We start from the raw sequence: 21,069 nt of genomic DNA, 5'->3' as shown, positions 1-21,069 counted from the left end.
AGATGCTTTTAGCCCTAAAATAGTGATCAGCGGTTACACTGAATATTTTAACCAGGAACTGTTGTCTTGATAATCTTCAACGACTTGAAGCTGTGGATTCAGATGGAATGAACCCATCAATTGCTGGATATCCTGGTGGAGCATTTGAATACCACCATCAATCAAATCTTTGCGGAAACCTTCGTCGGCCAGTTTGTGAACCATGTCCATCGAGATGACACGACCAAGGATTTGGCCCAGTTCAACCAATTTACGCTGCGGCAATTGCAAGTCGAGCTTGAAGTTGAACAGATCTTTCAGTTGGTCTGCAGAACGGCTTGTCAGCGGGTTTTCTTTCAGGAAATTGAAAAGATTCGCTTCTTTCAAACGTTTCATTTGTTTTACAACGCCTTCTGAAATCTGTGCATACAGAATATCGTTCGATCCTTCAAAAATCTGGAATGGACGGCTGTCGGTGATACCACGGCCAGCGATGTGGCTGTTGCGGTATGCTTTGGCGCCCACCAACTGGGTAACCGATTGGGCAGCTTGTTGCATCAGGTCGGTGATAACCGATTTCACGGCATTTGCTTCGATACCGATACCCGTCAGGTCTTTTTCGACACCAGCGTTTTTAGCACTGTTGGCACACATAGCCGAACAAACAGTAAACGAAGCCTGAAGTTTCGACAGACGTTCCTGAACCTGATCGTAACTGAACAGGCTCTTGCCACCAACCAAACGTTGCTTACAGTGGTTCATTCCTTCGTCCAGCATACGCTGAATGAAGCCCATTCCCATTCCAGGGAACTGCATCCGGCTGCGGTGCAGCAGGTCGAGCATCATTTTTACGCCAGTTGAATGAGGGATCAATTTATGTGTTTTCGGGATGCGAACATCGATGTGGTTCCGACCGTAAGGAATTTGATACAATCCCAGGTTGTCGTAAAATTCTTCCACTTTAATGGTTTGTCCCGGTTGCGTAACGTCGCAAATAAAGAAGTCGATATCGCGCTGCAAATCGCCTTTTTCAGTTTGTTGACGGGCGGTCAGCAACCAAAATTCGGCCCATCCGGTCAGTCCGGCCCAATGTTTTTTACCATTCAGGTTGTAGAATTGGTCTTCTTCGGTAAACGAAGTTTGCATGTTCAACGCGTCGCTGCCGTAGTCCGGCTCGGTGATCATCAAACCGCCCATCGTTTTGTTTTCGAGGAAGCGTTTAAAGACTTCAGACTTCGCTTCGTGCGTAGCATATTTGCCTACTGGTTGCAGGAACAAAGCAGAGTTGATACCAAAGGTCAGCGAAAGTGCCAACGATTCATATGACGCTGCTTCAAGCAAGGCCAAATTTTCTGCCATAACAGCACCGCGGCCGCCGTATTCTTTCGGAATTCCGATCGATAGCGGATTGGTATCCATGATTTCGCGAAGTACAAATGGAGGGAGTCCCCGTTGTTGTGCATATTGGTTGATGTCGCCGCGCAAGTGGAACACCTGCTGCATTTTATCTTTCAATTTGGATAAAAAGTCTTGGATGGATTCCGTAGTTTGGCTGGCAATTTCTTTTTTCAGGGTGGAGGCTTTTAAAATCGTTTCATTCATGTTTTTAATTATCAAGATAAAAAGGTGAAAAATTCCTTTACGGGTAATAAAACGTAATTACTACAACATTGTTTTGAAAAAAGCATATTTAGATAGCTTGCAATTATGTGTTGTAGAAACTTTTAGGGAAAGGCGTGTCGGCGGCTCCCCGAATTCGCTTAAAAATGTTTTTCGAGGAAGTGTTTTCGGTAGTGTTGCGGGCTTTGCGCAACGATGCTTTTGAAGCAGCGATTAAAGTTTGAGAGATTGTTGAAGCCGCTTTCGAAACCAATGTCTGCAATGTTCATGCGGTTTTCCTGGAGTAATTTGCAGGCATAGCCAATACGCATTTCGTTGATGAAGCGGATAAACGATTTGCCGGTTTTTTCTTTGAAATACCTGCTGAAGGCTGAGGCGTTCATCCCGATTTCAGTTGCAATGTCATCCAATTTGATCTGTTGGCGATAGTTGGTGTTGACCAGGTGCATGACTTTATCCATGCGGGTACCGGTCCAGTTTTTCAAATCCGGTTGGTAGCTTTCGCTGGCCAGTTGTTTCCAGTCTTTTTCCTGTGCTAGTTCGTTCAACAGCGAAAGAAAAGCCAGCGTGAGTTCCATGCCTGAAAGTTTTAATAGCTGGCGCAATTTCTTGTCGAGGCGCGATGTGGTGGTCTTTGGAAATTGAATTCCCCGTGCTGCGCGTTTTAATAATTTTTTGATCGCCAAAAATTCGGGGTAGCTTTCCAATTGTTGCTCGAAAAAATCCGCGGGGAAGTGTACAACGATGGCGTTCACTTTATAATCCGGATCATTTTTGTGAAACACTTCGTCGTTTTTCCAGTAATGAGGAAGGTTGGGGCCGATAAGAACAAGATCGCCATTGCTGAAATTTTCAGTGTGGTCGGCAACGAATCTGCGTCCAAAACTTTGAATGACATAGACAAGCTCAAACTCCGAATGAAAATGCCAAGGAAAAGTAAAGTGCGGAAAATCATCCCATTTAATATTAAATGAGTTGTTTCCCTGGAAACTCAACTGTTCGTGCATGATTTTCATCGGCGAATGTATTTGTTGCAAAAATAATACAAAAATGTGCAAATATTGTACGGATCCGAATCCTTGGTTTTCCGTAATTTTGCTCGAAATGTAAAGACACCGACTTATGAATAATTTTAGCATAGAAGGACAGGTTGCTGTTATTACCGGCGGAACCGGAGTTTTGGGCGGAAGTATCTCGAAAAGTTTGTTGGAAGCAGGCGTTCGTGTGGCCGTTTTGGGCCGCCAGGAGGACAAGTTGAAGAAGTTTGTTGCCGATTTCGGTGGAAACGAAAGTCTAATCGGCTATCCCTGCGATGTGTTGAATGAAGAACGGATTCGTGAAGTTCGGGATCTGATCGTTGACAAATGGGGCAGGATTGACATTCTCATTAATGTAGCTGGCGGAAATATTCCGGGTGCCACGCTGACGGAGGCTCAAACGATCTTCGACATGAAGATTGACGACTATAAAAAAGTAACCGAGTTGAACCTGGACGGTACCATTGTTCCAAGTTTGATTTTTGGAGAAACAATTGCTAAAAGCGGCAAAGGAAGCATCATCAATATTTCTTCAATGGCAACTTATTCAGCAATTACCCGTGTAATGGGATATTCAGTCGCGAAAACCGGTATCAACATTTTTACGCAGTGGATGGCGATGGAAATGGCCATGAAATTCGGCGATAAAGTTCGAGTAAATGCGGTTGCTCCGGGCTTCTTTATTGGCGATCAAAACCGGGCGGTGCTGATCAATCCGGACGGATCGTACACTGAACGAAGCAAAAAAGTACTGGCCAAAACACCGATGGGCCGATTTGGCGACATCAGCGAACTGAATGGTTTGGTGCAGTTCCTTTGCTCAGACGCAGCCAGCTTCATCACTGGAGCAATTATCCCCGTTGACGGGGGCTTTAGCTCATTCTCTGGTGTCTAGCCACGAGATGAGTCGAATATTTGGAATTTGAATTTTGAAACTTTGGATTTTGTCAGATTTATGGGCTTAGAGAAAACATGGCGGTGGTTCGGTCAGAAAGACGCGGTCACATTAGCAGATTTGCGGCAAATGGGTGTTGAGGGAGTTGTGACAGCTTTGCATCACATTCCCAACGGAGAAGTTTGGCCGGTTTCAGAAATCATGAAGGTGAAGAACCAGATTGAGGCACATGGCATGCGGTGGAGTGTGGTGGAAAGTTTGCCGGTTTCGGAAGGCATTAAAACGCATAACGCAGATTATCCGCGACTGGTTGCCAATTATCAGCAGTCGATCCGAAACCTGGGCGAATGTGGGATTGATCGCGTTTGCTACAATTTTATGCCGGTGCTCGACTGGGTGCGCACCGATCTTCATTATAAGCTGGACAACGGTGGCGAAGTCATGTTTTTCGATTTCCCCACTTTCGTAGCTTTCGATGCGTTTATTCTGAAGCGTCCGGGAGCTGAAGCGGATTACCCGGCTGACATTGTTGAAAAAGCCCGCAAGCTGGCTGAAACCATGAGCAGTGAAGAGCAGGAGTTGATTGCTTACAATATCATCGTTGTGACCCAGGGGTTTATCGATGGCGTGGTGGACGGTTCTGCACCCGATTATAAAAAGTTATTCCTTCAATTTATTGATACCTATAAAAAAATTGACGCCGACCGACTGCGCGAGCATTTAAAGCTGTTCTTGCAGGATGTGGTTCCGGTGGCCGAAAAAGCGGGCGTAAAGCTTTGCATTCACCCCGACGATCCGCCGTTCCCGGTGTTGGGGTTGCCGCGCATTGTGAGTACGCAGGCTGATCTGGAATGGATTTGCAACGCCTACGATTCGATCGCTAATGGCGTTACTTTTTGTACCGGCTCGTTGTCGGTCAACCGGAAAAATGATTTACCCGGCATCGTGAAATCTGTTGGCGATCGCATTCATTTTACACATTTGCGAAACAATGTTTTCTTGCCCGACGGTTGCTTCCACGAATCCGGTCATATTTATGGCGATGTAGACTTATTCCCGATTATGAAAGCGTTGCTGGAAGAACAAGAGCGTCGTGCTGCCGAAGGTCGTTCGGATGTTCGTATTCCGGTTCGCCCGGATCACGGAATTAAAATGCTCGATGATTACGGAAAATCGGCAAATCCAGGTTATCCGTTGATTGGCCGTTTGAAAGGACTGGCCGAGCTTTGTGGTTTGGAAATGGGAATTGAGCGAATGATGAAGTAATTCAGGGATACAATTGCCGGATCAGTTGTTTAATGATGTGGCAGGTTGTTTCCCGGGCTTTGTCCCACTGACTGCCACGTGGGCCGGCAACATTGAGCGTTTCTACCTGAAATGCTTCCAGAAAATCAACCAGGTCTTCCATGGTGCGATCGATGAAAAACGGCGAAAGCTCGAAGGTAAACACGGGCTTGCCGATGTGCTTGGCAAAGTTGGCTGTCAGTAAAGTTCCGCCGCTGAGTTTTCCGTTTGAAATAATAAGTGTTGCATCCGACTCGACAATGTTGCGCCGGGTGCGATCGTCGTAATAAGGAGAGCGCAGTTCAATCATCGGGTAGCGGTGCGGAATCGGGCCGTCTTCGGCCGCTCGTCCGGCAGGACACCAGCCTCCGCAGGGAAACTCCAGCTCCAGGCAAGCGTCCAGTGCGCCCCGGTCAACTCCGGTTTGCCCGCCACTTATGATGATTTGCAATCCCATTAAGACATTTTTTGTTCCAAAAACTGTTTGGCCTGTTCCAGGTCGTCCGGCGTATCAATGCCGATGCTCTCAAATTTGGTCTCGGCAATTTTAATCCGGTAGCCATTTTCAAGCCATCTCAGCTGTTCCAGCGATTCGGCTTGCTCCAGCGACGATGGCTGCAATTTGGTTAGTTGTGGCAAAACTTCCTTGCGATAGGCGTACATTCCCAAGTGGGAGTAGAAGGTATGACTGCTCAACCATTCGCTGGTTTCTTTTCCCCGAATATAAGGAATGGTAGACCGGCTGAACAGCAACGCATAATGATTCGAATTGAAGACTACTTTGGGGCGGTTTGGGTTGAAAAGAACTTCGTCGTTTTCGACCACCTTTACCAAAGTTGCGATTTCAGTATTCGGATCTTCGAAGCAATTTTTTAGAGCTTCCAATTGAGGTTCACACACAAAAGGCTCGTCTCCCTGCACATTGATTATCACATCGAAGTCCACCGTTTGTGCTATTTGTTCTGCGGCTTCTGCACATCGATCGGTTCCGCTCGGGTGATCTGCCCGTGTCATGATGTACCTTCCGCCGAAGCTTTCGACGGTTTTGGCTATCCGATCATCATCGGTAGCAACCCAGACCAGATCGACACTTTTCAACACATTTTCATACACGTGCTGGATGATCGGTTTTCCGGCTAAAATAGCTAACGGTTTACCCGGGAAGCGGGTCGATTGGTAGCGTGCTGGGATGATGGCAATGAATTTCATTGGATTACTTCTGTGTTTAGAATAAAGATATTTTAATCTGGTATATAATTTATTAGCGATCCTGTGCGTTATGCAAAAGTAATATTTTAAGTCATTTTAATCTTTTACTGATTTTTTGATTTATCTATGCGGATAATTTTCGGTCGTTTCGGGTTTAGAGAGGACCTAAATAAAATCGTCGAAAATTATTGTAGATGTGAATCTTATCGGTTATTTTCAACCTGCGATTCTCATCGTATTGTGAGTGCTTGTGTATACCTTTAATTTCTGGTGAAAACCCCGTTGTATGAAAAAAATACTAGTCGCCGAAGATAATAAACTTATCCTTGAGACGATAAATCATAAGTTGATTCGCGACGGTTACGATGTCGTGAAAGTTTTAGATGGGAAAGAATGTCTGTCCTATCTGAAGGAAAATCCTGTCGATTTATTAATAACCGATTTGTACATGCCTTACGTGAATGGGCATGAGGTCATCAATATTGCCCGGAATGAACTGAACCTGACCATGCCGATCTTGGTATTGTCGGCTGATGGGGCAGAAGACACGGTTTTGAAAGCCTTCGAACTGGGTGCAGACGACTACGTGATCAAGCCGTTTAGCTTGAGTGAATTAACAATCCGAATCCGAAAACTACTTAGGTAAATGAAGAGCCCTCTGTCTATAATTGCTTTTGCGCTGTGGGCTTTGCTGCCACTGGTTTCTTTCTCGCAGGAAAAGATGAATGGCGATTCGTTGTTTTTTGTAGCCCGTCAGTATTCTATCGACGGCAAATACGACGAAGCAATCAATCTTTCGGAGAAGATTCTGGAGGTGTATCCCGAGTACTTCGACGTTCGAATTCTAATGGCCCGCACTTACGCCTGGCAGAACGACTACGAGAATGCCGTCAAAAATATTTCCCAGGTGCTGGAACAAGATCCAAAGAATTACGATGCGCTGAATGCGTTAGTCGATTTTTATTTTTGGAGCGGCGATAACCGCGCTTCGTTGACCACGGTGGATCGGGCTTTGGTATTTTATCCAGAGGATTCGAACTTGTTGGTGAAGAAAGCCAAGGTGCAGCTGGCAGATAATGATGTAAAAGCATCGCGGGCGACAATTGCGCAGTTGGAAGAGCTTGATCCCGAAAACGAGTCCTTACCGGTTTTGAAGAAGGGAGCCGGCATTCAGGCCAGTAATATCATCCGACTGGAGCACTACTACGATACCTTTAACAAGCCATACGACCGGAAATGGCACATGAGTTCGCTGGGCTATGGCCGGCGGACAGCTTTTGGTGATTATTATGCTAAAGTGTATGTCGGCGACCTGATCGGCGATGGCGAAAAATTGTACAGTGATGGAGTTGGAAAACAGTTTTCGCTGGAATGTTATCCGAAGCTGGACGAGTACAATTCCATGTACGTGAATTATGCCTGGTCGCCCGATGCGGTATTCCCGAAACACCGGGTTGGACTGGAATATTTTCATGTTTTCCGGAATCACTTCGAGCTATCCGGTGGTTACCGCTATTACAATTTTACTGAAGGTTTAACCGATGCGGTTAATATCAATATTCTGACCGGTTCGGTTGGGCGTTACATGGGAAAATACTGGTTGTCGTTCCGTCCGTATGTGGTTTTTCAGGACAGCGAAACATCGTACATATTTTTGCTGAATGGCCGGTACTATTTGCCGACCGAAGAAAGTTACCTTGGATTGATTCTGAGTTCGGGTGTTTCGCCCGACAATCCTTTCTTTTACACAAGTGGCGAAAAAATTCCCGACTTGCAGTCGTGGCGGGTGGAAGCAGAGTGGAAACAGAAGATAAATCACTTTTTGTTGATTGAGTTACAGGCTGGTTACGAAAATGCTGAATATACCGATGGTGAGCGTCGGAACCAATTTAGTATTCGTTCGGCAATTTCATTTTTGTTTTAAGAGATGCGCAAGAACCTGATACTATACCTGATGCTTATTCTGCTGGCCGGAGCAATGCCCGGATTTAGCCAGGAGAAAATGGAGCCCCAAACTCAACCTGTTGAGCAGAATGTGGATGCAGAAGAGGCACCTGTCATTTCTGAATCAAATACTGCGGAGAGCGACGAAGCTATAAGAGCTCGCGTTTCAAATTACCTGGATCAAAAAGCAGGACAAATTCCTCATTATACATTTTGGGAACGAATGCGGAGGATTTTTCACGAGTTTTTGTATTCAGGAGTGGAGCGAATTTTCCCAATGTCGTGGCAATCGTTTCTGAAATCGGTCATCGACATCGTTTTCCAGATCCCATTGCTGATCATCTTGCTGTTGCTGAGCTTTACGTTTATCGTGAATGTCTTTATTGTAACGGTTGTGTTGGTGATTGTAAGTTACTACAAGAAAGCGCGGGAAAGTTATAAAGAGCGTTTGAATCAGCGCTTCGAGGATGTGTTGACGAAATACCTTTTCTATGATTTGAGCCAGGAAGATGTTTTGAAAGATCTGAAACAAGTGAAAACGACTTTGGGACGGGATTTGCTCATCGACATTTTCTTCAACTACCAGCGAAACCTTTCTGGTGAATACCGGGATCGTATTTTGGAGCTCTACGATAAGATGGAGCTATTCAAGATATCGTCGCGGAAAATGCGGTCGGCACACACTTACAAGCGGGTGAAAGGCATCCGCGAGCTGGCAAATATGTACCCGGTGGGCGCAAAAGCCTTGATCATGAAGTATGTGAAGGACAAGAATTACATGGTGCGCAGTGAGGCGCAAATTGCTTATGCCTATCTGGATGAAGATACTTCCTTCGGATTTTTGAATGATATGGATCAAAAGCTGTCGGCTTGGGTACAGCTAAACATTCTGAACTACGTGAAACTGCACGAACGCAATGTGCCGTCGTTTCATCACTGGATTGACTCGTCGAACAATGATGTGCAGGATTTTTCTATTCGGATGATCGATTATTTCCAGCAGAGTGAAAATTCGGAACACTTGATTCGAAAAATGAATCACCCGAACGAGCAGACACGAGGCTATGTATACCGGGCTATTCGACATTTGAACCTGTTTGAGGGGAAAGTGCCGGCGAAAGAACGCTACGAAGATGAAACGATTGCCAATAAAATAAGCATTCTGAAAATTATTCGCGATTTAGGGGATGAGGGAGATTTTAGTTTCCTGATCGGTGTTTTGAAGAATGAAAATATCCAGCTAAAAATGCAAGCCGTAGAGGCATTCTACCAAATGGGAGAAAGTGGGCGCGCCTTTTTGAAGGAGTACAGCGAAAGCGAAGATTTTGATTTAAAGCGATTTGTTGAACACATAAAAGACCAGCGAAACTAATGGACATCATAGCTAAAATAATTTCTTTTTGGGTCGAATCCTTTATTTTCTACTACACGGTAGCTATATTCTTGCTGTACTTCGTCCTGGCTGTCATCTCGGCTTTTGTCCTCCGCCGCTACTTTTTAAACTCAAAAATAGCCGATCACAACGAGGTGTTGTCATCTCCGTTTGCGCCTTCAATTTCCATTTTGGCACCGGCTTTTAATGAGTCTTTGAATATTGTTGAGAACATCCGCGCGTTGTTAGCACTGCATTATACCAACTTCGAAGTTGTCGTTATTAACGATGGTAGTAAGGATGATACGTTGCAGCGCGCGATTGAAGCGTTTGACCTGGAGAAGGTCAGTTACGTGGTTAACGAACGTATTTTCTGTTCTGAGATTCGGGGTGTTTACAAATCGCGGAAACGCGCGTTGAACAATCTGACAGTGGTTGACAAAGTGAACGGCGGTAAGGCTGATGCTTTGAATGCCGGTTTGAATATCGCGAGTGGTAAATATTTTATTGCTATCGACGCCGATTCCATTATCGATCCGTACGCGCTGCAGAAAATGGTGAAGCCGTTTATGGAGGAAAGCGACAAACAGGTGATCGCGACAGGCGGTGTCATCCGTATCGCGAACTCCTGCGAGATTGTTGATGGGCACCTGGTAAATATTAAGCTGCCTGATAAAATTTTACCCTTGTTCCAGGTTTTGGAATATAACCGGGCTTTTCTGCTCGGTCGATTGGCTTGGAGCCGTTTGAATGGTTTGCTGATCATTTCAGGAGCTTTGGGTCTTTTCGATAAAGAAATTGTAATTGCCTGTGGTGGTTATCACCGCTACACGGTGGGCGAAGACATGGAATTGGTGGTTCGTATGCGTCGCTACATGGCCGACAATAATAAACCATACCGGGTTGAATATTTACCGGATCCATTGTGCTGGACAGAAGCACCGGGGAACCTGAATATTTTGATCCGCCAACGGAACCGCTGGACGCGCGGAACAATCGAAACGCTGTTTTCGCACTGGAACATCTTCCTCAATCCGAAATACGGCATGATGGGATTGGTGTCGCATCCGTTCTGGGTTATGTTTGAGTGGCTGGCACCGATTGTCGAGTTGTTTGGTGTGGTGTATTTCATCACCATCGCTCTGCTGGGATTTGCAAACTGGCCCTATTTCTTTGTGACTCTGTTCTTCGTTTATTTCTTCTCCATTTCGTTTACCAGCTACGCTATTTTGTACGACCACATTGCGTTTTATCGTTACAAAAGCTGGAGCATGCTTTTTAAGCAATTGGGTGCTGCTTTGGTCGAGCCGTTGTTCTATCATCCGTTGGTTTTGTTTGCTGCGATTCGCGGTAACTTCGACTATTTCGTACTGCGTAAGCGCTCTTGGGGAAATATGTCGAGAGTAGGTTTGGCAAATGGTGGTAAAAAGAAGAAACCCGTTAAAGCGGCGGTTACCGAGGTGAAAGTTGGCTAGTTTTTAGACACTCTTGTCGGATGAAGTCTCTACTGAAAAATATTTTGCAACGCATAAAAAAAGGCTGAAGTTTTTGCTTCAGCCTTTTCCCGTTTTAGTATTTAATCAGCTTCTCTGTGACTCGTTGGTTGTTCACAATAAAACTGATATTGTAGATTCCCGGGAGTTGGTTGCTCATGTCAATCGTTTGATCATTGCTGATTTCCTCGATTTGTTTGATCATGAAACCGGTTGAACTGGATATTTGCAGATCCGAGATTTTGGTTCCTTCAGAGATGTTAATCTTGAATTGCCCCGTGGTTGGGTTGGGGTAAACAATTGTTGCAGCCTCGGCAACCGGACTGCTAGCCGACGTTCCACTGGTGTTCAGCGTGATGGTCACGGTCACCAATCGGCTATATTGATCGCCGTCGGTTGCATAATACATAAACTGGTCGGTGCCGCTGGCTGTTTCGAATGGTTCGTATTCAAACGAGCCGTTCGGGTGTACATACAGGTTGCCCTGCATAGTGGAATAGCCATCGGGGATAACTACTTCAATGTCCTCGCTGTCGAAATCCATATCGTTTGCCAAAAGTCCGTTAGCTGCACTTACTTCAATGTATTCACCCACGTTTACTTCGTAGTTGTCGCAGTTGGCAACCGGTGCGCTGTTGAATTCGGACAAATGGTCTTCAATATAAAGAGCCGACTGCTTCAGTCGTTCAAGCGGTGGATTGTCGATTAGGTCACGAGGTTCCCAGTCTTCCCATGCGTAGCGGTCAGTTTGGAACACTTCGCTCTGGTGAACGACTGTCATCGCAATCCCGGTAGAGGTTGAATCGCGGGTCAGTACGTTGATGGTGCCACCATCATTGTTTGAAGTGTAGTAAGTCACTTTCTTGTGCGACGGATCGCGGAAGTTGAGCAAGGTCCAGGGCAGCGCGATTGAGATGCTGTCCGAGTTCCAGTAAATCGGATCCAAACTGCCGTAAGGACTGCTGCTTGGTGTGATTTTGATTCGTCCAATATACTGAATGTCGTTTCTCGAGTAGTTCACTTTCCAGCGAACCGGGTTCCAGTCTTCTCCGTCTGTCACCGTTGAAACAATGGTGTCCAGGCGGTCAAGCAGCTTGATGCCGTAAGTATCGTAAGCTTTTGTCACGTACAAATTGGCAACAGTATCATTCAGGTCTACCTGTAGAGCAAACTCAGCGCGCAACGTTTGTCCGTCTTTGGTGATCGATTCGCCATCGGGCAGGATTGATTCACCTGCGTCGGCGGAATAGGTGTCGAAAGCGATCCAATACTCGCCGTCTTTGATGTCCTTTTTCGTGTTGGATAAAATGTCTACGTGAAAATAGGTCGGGTCGGCCGAGGCTTTTACTTTTTGGATCGCGGAAGCCGAGGAATAACTTCCAATTGTCGTCTTTTTACTTTGGGGAGCATCGAAGCTGATAACGCCGAAATTTTGTTCGGGGTTGGTGATGTTGTGCCAAACATAGCGGCGATTTTCGTCCGACAGCGGGTTGGTGATCCAGGCTTGTTTGAACCATTCGTCAATCCACGAAAACTGCATGCCGCCGGCCAGCCCGGCTTCCTCGATATTTTCAAGCATACGAATGGTGTAGATGCCTTGTTTTTCTTCGGAAATGCCACCGTGGTGCATGTTGCTTTGTGCTAGGTGGGCAATTCCCCAGCTGGTCGGTACGCCAAATTCGGCCACTACCAGAGGAATATTTTCGTAGTGCGATTTCAGATCGTACAAATAGCCCAGGTAGCTGTTCGGGCCGTAGCTGTCGTAATAAGTTGTGTACTCCGGTTGGTCGCTCATGAAATCCGGATAATATGGATAGGCGTGATAGGAAACGAAAAATCCGGCTTGCGCGTTGCTGCCGTCTACTTTCGAAAGATCGATCGATTCCCGGTCTTCCAAGCCTTCGTAGCGGTTTGCCTCGGTTGGGTGAGTCAGCGGATCGAGTGTTGGCCAGCTCGAAAAGCAAACGGGGCGCTGTGTAGCGTATTGCTGATATTCGTAGGTAATAGTTTTGTCCATGCGCGAACAGATCCAGGTCTCGGAAGCCGTTGCTTCGGAAATGGATAAAAAGTTGCCGGTGAAAGCATTGTCGCTGTGCGCATCGTTGGTCACGGTTATTTCGCCGGGAAATACCTCGCGTCCGATAATGTAGCCAATCACCCATTGAGAAACGTCGGCGGTAAAGGTCCCGTAGGCTTTCCCAAAGCGGGTGTCGAGGGTGGCATTCCCGTGTACACAGTTGATTACTTCTTCAATTTCGGTTTCAAAAGAAGTTGTCTTGTTGTATAAATCAAGGTCTGTTTCCGGTTCCTCCAGCCAGATTCCTTGGAACAGCAAAAGCGGACTTTGCGGATGCGCCAGGTTGTATTTCCGCAATTCTTCGTAAAAGCGGGGATAGTGGAGTGTATAAAGCCGGATGTTATTGTAGCCAATCTGCTTCATTTGGTCGAACCATTTGGCATACTGTTCCGAGCTTGCAGCAAGCTCTCCGGGCAGGGTTCCGGGAACCGAGATCCCCAGGTTGATTCCTTTCAGGAAAAGCTTTGTGTAGTCTTTGCCGTCCCACACCGAAAAATAGTCTCCTTTCGCTTTAAAAGGAATTGTTGTATTATCGGTGCAAGTGCTTAGTTCGGCCCAGTCGAGTTCTTTTTGTTTAGCATAAATGTTTTGGGTTGAAAATAAGAAGAGCAGGCACAGCAAGCCTGCGAAAGCTAAGTCTCGTTTCATAAAAGATAATTTGGGTTAAGCGCATTTTCTAACCAGTTTCGGCAGCCAATTTATTAATAAATATCGATATAGTAACAAAAATTAACTTGAACAGTTTGTGCTTGTTCTTCCTGATTTTGCTTAAAATTATAACTTTGCTGAATTAATACTGAAACTGAAAAATGGACGTTCAGGAAATAAAACAACGATTCGGAATTATAGGGAACGCGACTGGTTTAAACCGGGCTATTGAAGTAGCCGTTCAAGTCGCACCGACTGACCTGACGGTTTTGATAACCGGGGAAAGCGGTACAGGTAAGGAGTCGTTTCCTCAAATTATACATCAATTTTCGGCTCGCAAACACGGAAAATATATCGCCGTAAACTGCGGCGCCATCCCCGAAGGGACGATCGATTCAGAGCTATTTGGTCACGAAAAAGGAGCTTTCACCGGCGCTTTGTCCGACCGTAAAGGTTATTTTGAAGAGGCCGATGGCGGAACCATTTTTTTGGATGAGATTGGAGAGTTGCCATTGTCAACCCAGGTTCGGTTACTTCGTGTACTTGAAGCGGGTGAGTTTATCAAAGTAGGGTCGTCGAAAGTGTTGAAAACAAACGTTCGGGTTGTTGCGGCTACCAATGTCGACCTTCCGAAAGCCATTGATGAAGGCAAGTTTCGCGAAGATTTATATTATCGTTTAAATACAGTTCCAATTCGGGTATTGCCGCTGCGGGATCGCCGGGACGATATTTTTATCCTGTTCCGGAAGTTCGCGATGGATTTTGCCGAGCGCTACCGGATGCCTCCGGTGCGTTTGGATGATGATGCGCGTCACGTGCTGGAAAATTATCATTGGCCCGGAAACGTTCGCCAGTTGAAGAACATTACCGAACAGATTTCGATCATTGAACAGGAACGGAATATTTCGGGGCAAGCCATGCGGAATTATTTGCCTTCGGGAGGAGCTCCTCAGTTGCCAGCTATTTACCGGGGAGTTGATGAGAAAACCTTCTCGTCGGAGCGCGAGATTTTGTACCAGGTTTTGTTCGACATGAAAAAGGACATGACCGACCTGAAGAAACTCGTTTTTGACCTGATGCATGAAAAAGCGCCCAGCTCGGAAGTGCGGGCGGAACATGCGCAGATTATTCGCGATTTGTACCAGAAAGATCCGGCGGCAACTTACATGCCCGAACCGGCAGTGAGCAAACCTGTTCATTACGATCATCACGTGGAGCACGACGATATTCAGGATACTGAGGAGTTTGTTGAGGAATCACTGTCGCTGGAGGACAAAGAAATCGAGCTCATTCGAAAAGCATTGGAAAAACACAAAGGAAAAAGAAAATATGCCGCCCAGGAACTGGGTATTTCAGAACGGACTTTGTACCGGAAAATTAAGGAGTATGACATTGAATAAACTAAAATTTCTATTCACCCTAAGCTTTATACTGGTGCTGTCGGTTCCGGCTTTTCAAGGGTGTAAAATATCTTATTCTTTCACCGGTGCGTCGATCTCTCCGGCAGTAAAAACATTTACAGTTTACTACATTCCTAACCGGGCCAAATTGGTTAACCCGAACTTGAGTCAACAATTGACAGAGGCGCTGCAGGATAAACTGACTCGCCAAACTTCGTTGAATATGGTGGAAGACAGTGGTGACCTGGAGTTTGAAGGACAAATTACCGGTTATGATATTCGCCCGATGAACATTAAGGAAGGCGATACAGCGGCGCAAAACCGTTTGACCGTAACCGTTAAGATTAAGTACACGAACAATAAGAACCACGACGATGATTGGGAGAAATCCTTCTCATCTTATGTGGACTACGACAGTACACAGTTGTTGAGCGATGTGGAAGAAAGTTTGATGGAAGAAGTGCTTGAACAATTAACCGACGATATTTTCAATGCTTCAATTGCTAACTGGTAATGCTGGCTGCTGATTTTCATAAATTACTCCGGGATCCGGAACAGTTAAACGAGGCAACGCTTCCCTTGTTGAAGGAGCTTGTTGCGCGTAAACCGGCGTTTCAATTGGGATGGATGTTGTTGCTGAAGAATTTGAAAATCGTGAATTCGCCTGAGTTTGAAGCTTACCTGGCAAAAGGCGCGTTCTACGTTGCCGATCGTCGCAAGTTGTACCACTATCTGATGATCGAAGGGAAGAAGGCGGTGAAGGACATGGATCAACTGGCAGGCGAGTATTTGTCGACCGGAAGTTACCAGATTGAGCAGGAAGCGGATCCGCAGGAATCGCTGTCGGATCTGGTGAAGTCGCTGCGACGAAAGAACTCGTTGAAACCGGCAACGCTGAACGAAAATGAAGATAATTCCGGCGAGCGCAACGAATCTCCCGAGTTTGTAACCGAAACGCTTGCAAAAATTTACATGCGTCAGGGAATGTACAAACAGGCTATTTTGGCTTACGAAAAATTAAGTTTGAAATATCCGGAAAAAAATATTTACTTTGCCGGTCAAATTGACGAAGTAAAAAAATTAATGAACTAAATAGAAGGCAAAAATGTATACGCTGATCACTGTTTTAATATTTATCGCCTGTGTTCTTTTGATCTTGATTGTATTGGTACAAAACTCAAAAGGAGGCGGTTTGGCAAGTAATTTCCAATCTACCAACCAAGTTATGGGGGTACGTAAAACCAACGACTTTTTGGAAAAGTCAACATGGGTTTTGGCTGCAGCTTTATTGATTCTTTCAGTAGCTGGTAGCGCATTCATCCCTCACGGTTCAGAACAAACAAACGAGTCAGCGATCAAAGACCAGGTAGAACAAGCTGTTGATCCGAATGCTGTTCCTAACTTCCCGACAGCTACTCCGGATGCTGCAACTGCTCAACCAGCTGATTCAGCTCAATAAGAATTTTAGCAAATCGATATAGAAAGGCTTACTCTTCGGAGTGAGCCTTTTTTTGTTTAATATCGATGCACGCAGAGGCGGAAAGGCGCAAAGAGATTCGCTTCTTCGCAATGCTCCTTCTTGGTGAATCTTCTGATTCTTGTATATTCCTTTGGACTTGTCACTTGCTCCGAATAAGTGAACCTGAATCCTGCGACTGATCACTGCGACTGTTTACTGATCACTGCCTACTTCTTGTTCGCTGTCAGTTTGACTGAAAGAATGTCAGTTTAAAGCAATCTGGAAATCAACGTTTTTGTCATATGTTTCCGATTTTCGGCCTCGGCTGGTGTCGAGACTGTCAACTTTTACCCCGAATCGCCCCGATAATGGCTTTGGCACAGCTTTGGATATGGAAGGGTGTCAATTTAAAAACATGTATAACTAAAATAATTTGAAAAATGGCAGAATTAAAAGGTAAAATCCTTGCAGGTAAAATTCTTGTTCAACCGCAGGAAGCAGAAACTAAGACAGCAAGCGGAATTATCATTCCTGATTCAGCTAAAGAAAAACCACAAGCAGGTAAAGTCGTTTTGGTAGGTGCTGCTAAAAAAGACGAAGCGATGGAAGTGTCTGTTGGCGACACTGTTTTCTATGGCAAGTATTCTGGTACTGAATTGAACATTGACGGCGTAAGCTACCTGTTGATGTCACAAACCGATGTATTGTATATCGCGTAATTAGTTAGAAACAATTGATTAAAAGCAAAGAAAAATGGCTAAAGAAATTAAATTCAATATTGAAGCAAGAGATCAACTCAAGAAAGGTGTTGACAAATTGGCTGATGCAGTAAAAGTAACTTTGGGACCTAAAGGCCGCAACGTAGTTATCGAGAAAAAATTCGGTGCTCCGGCAATCACCAAAGACGGTGTTTCGGTAGCAAAAGAAATCGAATTGAGCGATCCGTACGAAAACATCGGTGCACAAATGGTGAAAGAAGTTGCCAGCAAAACCGGTGACGACGCAGGTGACGGTACGACTACTGCTACAGTATTGGCTCAATCAATCATCAATGTTGGATTGAAAAACGTAACTGCAGGAGCCAATCCAATGGATCTGAAACGCGGAATCGACAAAGCTGTTGCTAAAGTTGTAGAAAGCATCAAAGCGCAATCACAACTGATCGGCGACGACTACAATAAAATCAAATCAGTTGCTAAAGTATCGGCAAACGGCGACGAAACAATCGGTTCGTTGATTGCTGAAGCAATGGAAAAAGTAAAAACAGAAGGTGTTATCACTGTTGAAGAAGCAAAAGGTACCGATACTTACGTTGACGTAGTTGAAGGTATGCAATTCGACCGTGGTTACATTTCTCCGTACTTCGTAACCAACACCGAAAAAATGGCTGCTGAGTTGGATCACCCATTCATCTTGATCCACGATAAAAAAATCAGCACCATGAAAGATTTGCTTCCGGTATTGGAACAAACGGCTCAAACTGGTCGTCCGTTGATGATCGTTTCTGAGGATGTTGATGGTGAAGCATTGGCTACTTTGGTGGTTAACCGCCTGCGTGGTTCATTGAAAGTATGTGCTGTAAAAGCTCCTGGTTTCGGTGACCGTCGTAAAGAAATGTTGGAAGACTTAGCTGTGTTGACAGGTGGTACAGTAATTACCGAAGAAAAAGGCATGAAACTGGAAGACGCCTCTTTGGACATGTTAGGTGTTGCTGAAAAAATCACTGTTGACAAAGAAAATACAACTGTTGTTGCAGGTGCCGGTGATCAAGCTCAAATCGACGCTCGTGTGAACATGATCAAAAAGCAAATTGAAACAACAACTTCAGATTACGACCGCGAAAAACTGCAGGAACGTCTGGCTAAATTGGCTGGTGGTGTTGCTGTATTGTACGTTGGTGCGGCTTCTGAAGTAGAAATGAAAGAAAAGAAAGACCGTGTTGACGATGCATTGAGTGCCACTCGTGCAGCTGTTGAAGAAGGTATCGTTCCTGGTGGTGGTGTAATGTACATCCGTGCAATCGCTGCTTTGGAAGGTATGACCGGCGACAACGAAGACGAAACAACCGGTGTTGAAATCGTGAAACGTGCCATCGAAGAACCATTGCGTCAGATCGTAGCTAACGCTGGTAAAGAAGGTGCCGTTGTGGTACAAAAAGTAAAAGAAGGTACAGGTGATTTCGGTTACAACGCTCGCGTTGACGAATACCAAAACCTACTGGAAACAGGAGTTATCGACCCGGCTAAAGTAACTCGTGTCGCTTTGGAAAATGCAGCTTCTATCGCTGGTATGTTCCTGACTACCGAGTGTGTGTTGGTTGATGAAAAAGAAGAAAAAGGCGCTCCTGCAATGCCTCCAATGGGTGGCGGTATGGGCGGCATGATGTAATCGGGCAACGAATACATGCGACCATAAATATAAAAAGCGCAGTCAATTTGGCTGCGCTTTTCTTTTTTAATGCTTTATCTTTTTCCTTTTCTCGCTGAAGTAAAACCATACTTTACTTTTGTGAGAAATCGTTGGTTGTCATGTTATTTCGTCGATTCAGACCGGAATTTAAACGGCAGTGTGTAATAAACCGAGTAGGTGAAATCCAGTGTGACACCACCTTCTGATTTGCCGAATCCCGAAGTGAAATAAATAGGAGGGATATCGAAGTCTTTTTGCGCCAGCATAAACTTCGCGCGGACACTCCAGCCCATATAAAAGTTTTTTAGGATTTCTCCTTTCAACCCCAACACCACTTCCATCCAGTGCGAGGTGAAATTTTGCTTGGGGAACGAACCGCTGGTATCTCCCCAGTAATCATCGAAACTGTAAGAATTAACAGTTTGACTGGCGGCGCCAAAACCGTAACGAAGCCCCACGTAAAAAATGTCCCGTTCGTCGGCACTTTCCGTTGTCAGCAAGTTGTAGTCAATCCCGATGCGGGTATACGAACCGGCACTTTCATAATCCACATAGGCGTGGTTCATTTTGAATTTTTCCCAGCCAATTTCTACCGCTCCGTACAGGTTGGGCTTAAGTTCGATATCACCACTGAATTCAGAGCCGTAGCGATCTCCTTTGGTCCACAGGTTTTGGTAAGGGCGGGTAAGGTCGAATCCGATGCGAATCCCTGGCATATGGATGTAGTTGTCCGTACGCTTGGGCATCTTCTTCTTTTCCTTCTCCTGCGCCCAGCTACTCAGACTCAGTAATATTAGTGCTATCGTTAAGGTATAGTTGAATATTTTCATGCCAGGTTGAGATTACAAGAGTGTCAATCAGACTAATTGAATCAATTTTATTGCTCGTCGAGCGAATCCACTTCAGGTAGTGGTTCGTGTAAAAACCGGATTCCATCGATTCGTAAACCAGCTCGGTGTCATATTTTAACATGATCGTGTCGTTTACCAAATCGAGTGAAAGGATAAAGATCGATGTATCGCTATCGTCGTTCAACGGAAGCTGGAAATAGGTAACACTGCTGCTGTCAATCCAAATGCTGTCCTGATCCAGGCCGTAGACACTTACTAAGGTCGTTAGCGACGACTCATCGTCAATACTGTATAGATTTAACTGTACCTGCGATTGGGGCGGTCGGTCATACACTTCTTTACAAGCCGCCAAAGCCAAAAGGAGGAAGAAAAATTGAGCAAGTTGTTTCATGCGGTGTCTTTAATAGCAGCTAAAAATAATCATATTCTCAGGTAAACAAGAAGAAGAGAAGGAACTTTCTTTACGGTCTTTTTAGCGGCTCGGGGTGAATGGTCGCTACCATGTTGAATTTTTGCAAGATCATTTTTTCAATCTTTGTGCAAATATTATGAACTTCTTCCAGCGGCATCTCTGCCGGAAGCTTGATGTGGCAGCTTAATTCATTATGGTCGCCGTAGCGGTGTTGGTGAAAATGGTGAATGTAGACTTCGCGATTCAATAACAAGTACACTTCATTGGTGATTGCTTTGATGTCTTCCGGGTAAACATCTTCACCCAGCAAGGCTTTGATTTCTTTGGACAAAATCTCGAAGCTCGCGTAGCCAATCATCACAGCGACGACAAAGGCCAGTGCGCCGTCAATCCACCAATAATATTTGCCCAGCAAAATACCAACCAGGATAATTACCGATGAAAGTGAGTCGGTTCGATGATGCCAGCCGTCGGCCTTTAAAATAGAGGAACCGCTTTTGCGATAGGCCCAAAACGCGTATTGTGCCATCACTTCTTTTACAACGATAGATATAATGGTGACGACAATGGCAATGGTTCCGAAATTACCGGACTGGCGCGAAACCAGTTTCTCGTAGGCGGAGATGATGAAGTCGAAGGCTACAATTGCCAACAGGACGCCGATAATGACAGCGGCAATGTGTTCGGCTCTGCCATGCCCGAAAGGGTGGTCGTCGTCGGCAGGTTTGCGCGACAATTTACCGCCAATTAATACGATTACCGAAGAAACAGAGTCCGTCAGGGTGTGCCAGGCGTCGGCAATCAATGCGATTGATCCGGAAACAATACCTGCCCAGTATTTCAGGAAGAACAACAGGGTGTTGGCAATAATGGAGATCCAACCCTCCCAAATGACGTATTTGTGTTTGGAAGTATTCATTGGGGCAAAAATAAGCAAAACGAGCTGTATAAAGCAAAAAGGATTGTCATACAAATGTAAA

General features: G+C 45.3%; 20 protein-coding genes. 12 read left to right on the top strand and 8 right to left on the bottom strand.

The window, feature by feature from the left end:
* Window positions 1–33: 33 nt before the first annotated feature.
* Window positions 34–1,581 (bottom strand): acyl-CoA dehydrogenase family protein, encoded by a 1,548-nt coding sequence (locus tag BC643_RS09390; protein WP_120272841.1) that lies wholly within the window; start codon window positions 1,579–1,581, stop codon window positions 34–36.
* Window positions 1,582–1,739: 158 nt separating this feature from the next.
* Entirely contained in the window at window positions 1,740–2,615 is an 876-nt protein-coding gene (locus BC643_RS09385) for an AraC family transcriptional regulator (protein WP_170154508.1), read from the bottom strand.
* 106 nt (window positions 2,616–2,721) lie between these two features.
* Here BC643_RS09385 and BC643_RS09380 point away from each other — a divergent pair, with 106 nt between their 5' ends.
* Together BC643_RS09380 and uxuA are read left to right on the top strand one after the other, a co-directional pair.
* Window positions 2,722–3,531 carry an SDR family oxidoreductase gene (locus BC643_RS09380; protein ID WP_120272839.1) on the top strand — a complete coding sequence of 270 codons (810 nt, stop codon included), beginning with the start codon at window positions 2,722–2,724 and terminating at the stop codon, window positions 3,529–3,531.
* Window positions 3,532–3,573: 42 nt separating this feature from the next.
* Complete coding sequence (gene uxuA / locus BC643_RS09375) at window positions 3,574–4,797, top strand: mannonate dehydratase (RefSeq protein ID WP_245994900.1); 1,224 nt, start codon at window positions 3,574–3,576, stop codon at window positions 4,795–4,797.
* Window position 4,798: 1 nt separating this feature from the next.
* Here uxuA and BC643_RS09370 read toward each other — a convergent pair whose 3' ends face one another.
* Window positions 4,799–5,272, bottom strand: a complete 474-nt coding sequence (locus tag BC643_RS09370; RefSeq protein WP_120272837.1) for a putative molybdenum carrier protein — start codon at window positions 5,270–5,272, stop codon at window positions 4,799–4,801.
* Complete coding sequence (gene kdsB, locus BC643_RS09365; protein ID WP_120272836.1) at window positions 5,272–6,024, bottom strand: 3-deoxy-manno-octulosonate cytidylyltransferase; 753 nt, start codon at window positions 6,022–6,024, stop codon at window positions 5,272–5,274. The genes BC643_RS09370 and kdsB overlap by 1 nt, the downstream gene beginning before the upstream one ends.
* 286 nt (window positions 6,025–6,310) lie before the next feature.
* Between kdsB and BC643_RS09360 the strand changes: the two genes are divergently transcribed.
* From BC643_RS09360 to BC643_RS09345, 4 genes are read left to right on the top strand one after another with little or no spacing between them, the layout of a single operon-like run.
* Window positions 6,311–6,670, top strand: coding sequence for a response regulator transcription factor (locus BC643_RS09360; RefSeq protein ID WP_120272835.1), 360 nt, complete (start codon window positions 6,311–6,313; stop codon window positions 6,668–6,670).
* Window positions 6,671–7,948: a YaiO family outer membrane beta-barrel protein gene (locus tag BC643_RS09355; RefSeq protein WP_120272834.1), complete on the top strand. Its 1,278-nt coding sequence runs from the start codon at window positions 6,671–6,673 to the stop codon at window positions 7,946–7,948. It begins immediately after the preceding gene.
* 3 nt (window positions 7,949–7,951) lie between these two features.
* On the top strand, window positions 7,952–9,340 hold the full coding sequence (locus BC643_RS09350; protein WP_120272833.1) for a HEAT repeat domain-containing protein: 1,389 nt from the start codon (window positions 7,952–7,954) through the stop codon (window positions 9,338–9,340).
* Window positions 9,340–10,815, top strand: a complete 1,476-nt coding sequence (locus tag BC643_RS09345) for a glycosyltransferase family 2 protein (RefSeq protein WP_120272832.1) — start codon at window positions 9,340–9,342, stop codon at window positions 10,813–10,815. Before BC643_RS09350 ends, BC643_RS09345 begins: the two co-directional genes overlap by 1 nt.
* Before the next feature lie 94 nt (window positions 10,816–10,909).
* Here the strand turns inward: BC643_RS09345 and BC643_RS09340 are convergent, their stop codons facing one another.
* Entirely contained in the window at window positions 10,910–13,558 is a 2,649-nt protein-coding gene (locus BC643_RS09340; protein ID WP_120272831.1) for an Ig-like domain-containing protein, read from the bottom strand.
* 161 nt (window positions 13,559–13,719) lie between these two features.
* Here BC643_RS09340 and BC643_RS09335 point away from each other — a divergent pair, with 161 nt between their 5' ends.
* From BC643_RS09335 to groL, 6 genes are all read left to right on the top strand, one after another.
* Window positions 13,720–14,958: a sigma-54 interaction domain-containing protein gene (locus BC643_RS09335; protein ID WP_120272830.1), complete on the top strand. Its 1,239-nt coding sequence runs from the start codon at window positions 13,720–13,722 to the stop codon at window positions 14,956–14,958.
* Window positions 14,945–15,472, top strand: coding sequence for an LptE family protein (locus BC643_RS09330; RefSeq protein WP_120272829.1), 528 nt, complete (start codon window positions 14,945–14,947; stop codon window positions 15,470–15,472). Before BC643_RS09335 ends, BC643_RS09330 begins: the two co-directional genes overlap by 14 nt.
* The gene (locus BC643_RS09325; protein WP_120272828.1) at window positions 15,472–16,050 is read left to right on the top strand and encodes a hypothetical protein; all 579 of its coding nucleotides are present in this window, start codon (window positions 15,472–15,474) and stop codon (window positions 16,048–16,050) included. The genes BC643_RS09330 and BC643_RS09325 overlap by 1 nt, the downstream gene beginning before the upstream one ends.
* 13 nt (window positions 16,051–16,063) lie before the next feature.
* Window positions 16,064–16,417: a preprotein translocase subunit SecG gene (gene secG, locus BC643_RS09320; RefSeq protein WP_120272827.1), complete on the top strand. Its 354-nt coding sequence runs from the start codon at window positions 16,064–16,066 to the stop codon at window positions 16,415–16,417.
* A 440-nt stretch (window positions 16,418–16,857) separates the two neighbouring features.
* Complete coding sequence (locus tag BC643_RS09315; protein ID WP_120272826.1) at window positions 16,858–17,136, top strand: co-chaperone GroES; 279 nt, start codon at window positions 16,858–16,860, stop codon at window positions 17,134–17,136.
* Between the two features lie 34 nt (window positions 17,137–17,170).
* Entirely contained in the window at window positions 17,171–18,805 is a 1,635-nt protein-coding gene (groL, locus tag BC643_RS09310) for a chaperonin GroEL (RefSeq protein WP_120272825.1), read from the top strand.
* 143 nt (window positions 18,806–18,948) lie between these two features.
* Here groL and BC643_RS09305 read toward each other — a convergent pair whose 3' ends face one another.
* The 3 genes from BC643_RS09305 to BC643_RS09295 form a co-directional block, all read right to left on the bottom strand.
* A complete protein-coding gene (locus BC643_RS09305; RefSeq protein WP_147377185.1) occupies window positions 18,949–19,656 on the bottom strand; it encodes a DUF6048 family protein in 708 nt (235 codons plus the stop codon).
* Window positions 19,601–20,068 (bottom strand): DUF6452 family protein, encoded by a 468-nt coding sequence (locus tag BC643_RS09300; RefSeq protein WP_120272823.1) that lies wholly within the window; start codon window positions 20,066–20,068, stop codon window positions 19,601–19,603. The genes BC643_RS09305 and BC643_RS09300 overlap by 56 nt, the downstream gene beginning before the upstream one ends.
* A gap of 70 nt (window positions 20,069–20,138) precedes the next feature.
* Window positions 20,139–21,008 (bottom strand): cation diffusion facilitator family transporter, encoded by an 870-nt coding sequence (locus tag BC643_RS09295; RefSeq protein ID WP_120272822.1) that lies wholly within the window; start codon window positions 21,006–21,008, stop codon window positions 20,139–20,141.
* Between the last annotated feature and the right edge of the window lie 61 nt (window positions 21,009–21,069).

The organism is Mangrovibacterium diazotrophicum, from assembly GCF_003610535.1.
Classification (GTDB): domain Bacteria; phylum Bacteroidota; class Bacteroidia; order Bacteroidales; family Prolixibacteraceae; genus Mangrovibacterium; species Mangrovibacterium diazotrophicum.
Note: the sequence above shows the minus strand (reverse complement) of the source record. Positions and strands in the feature narration are given on the sequence as shown.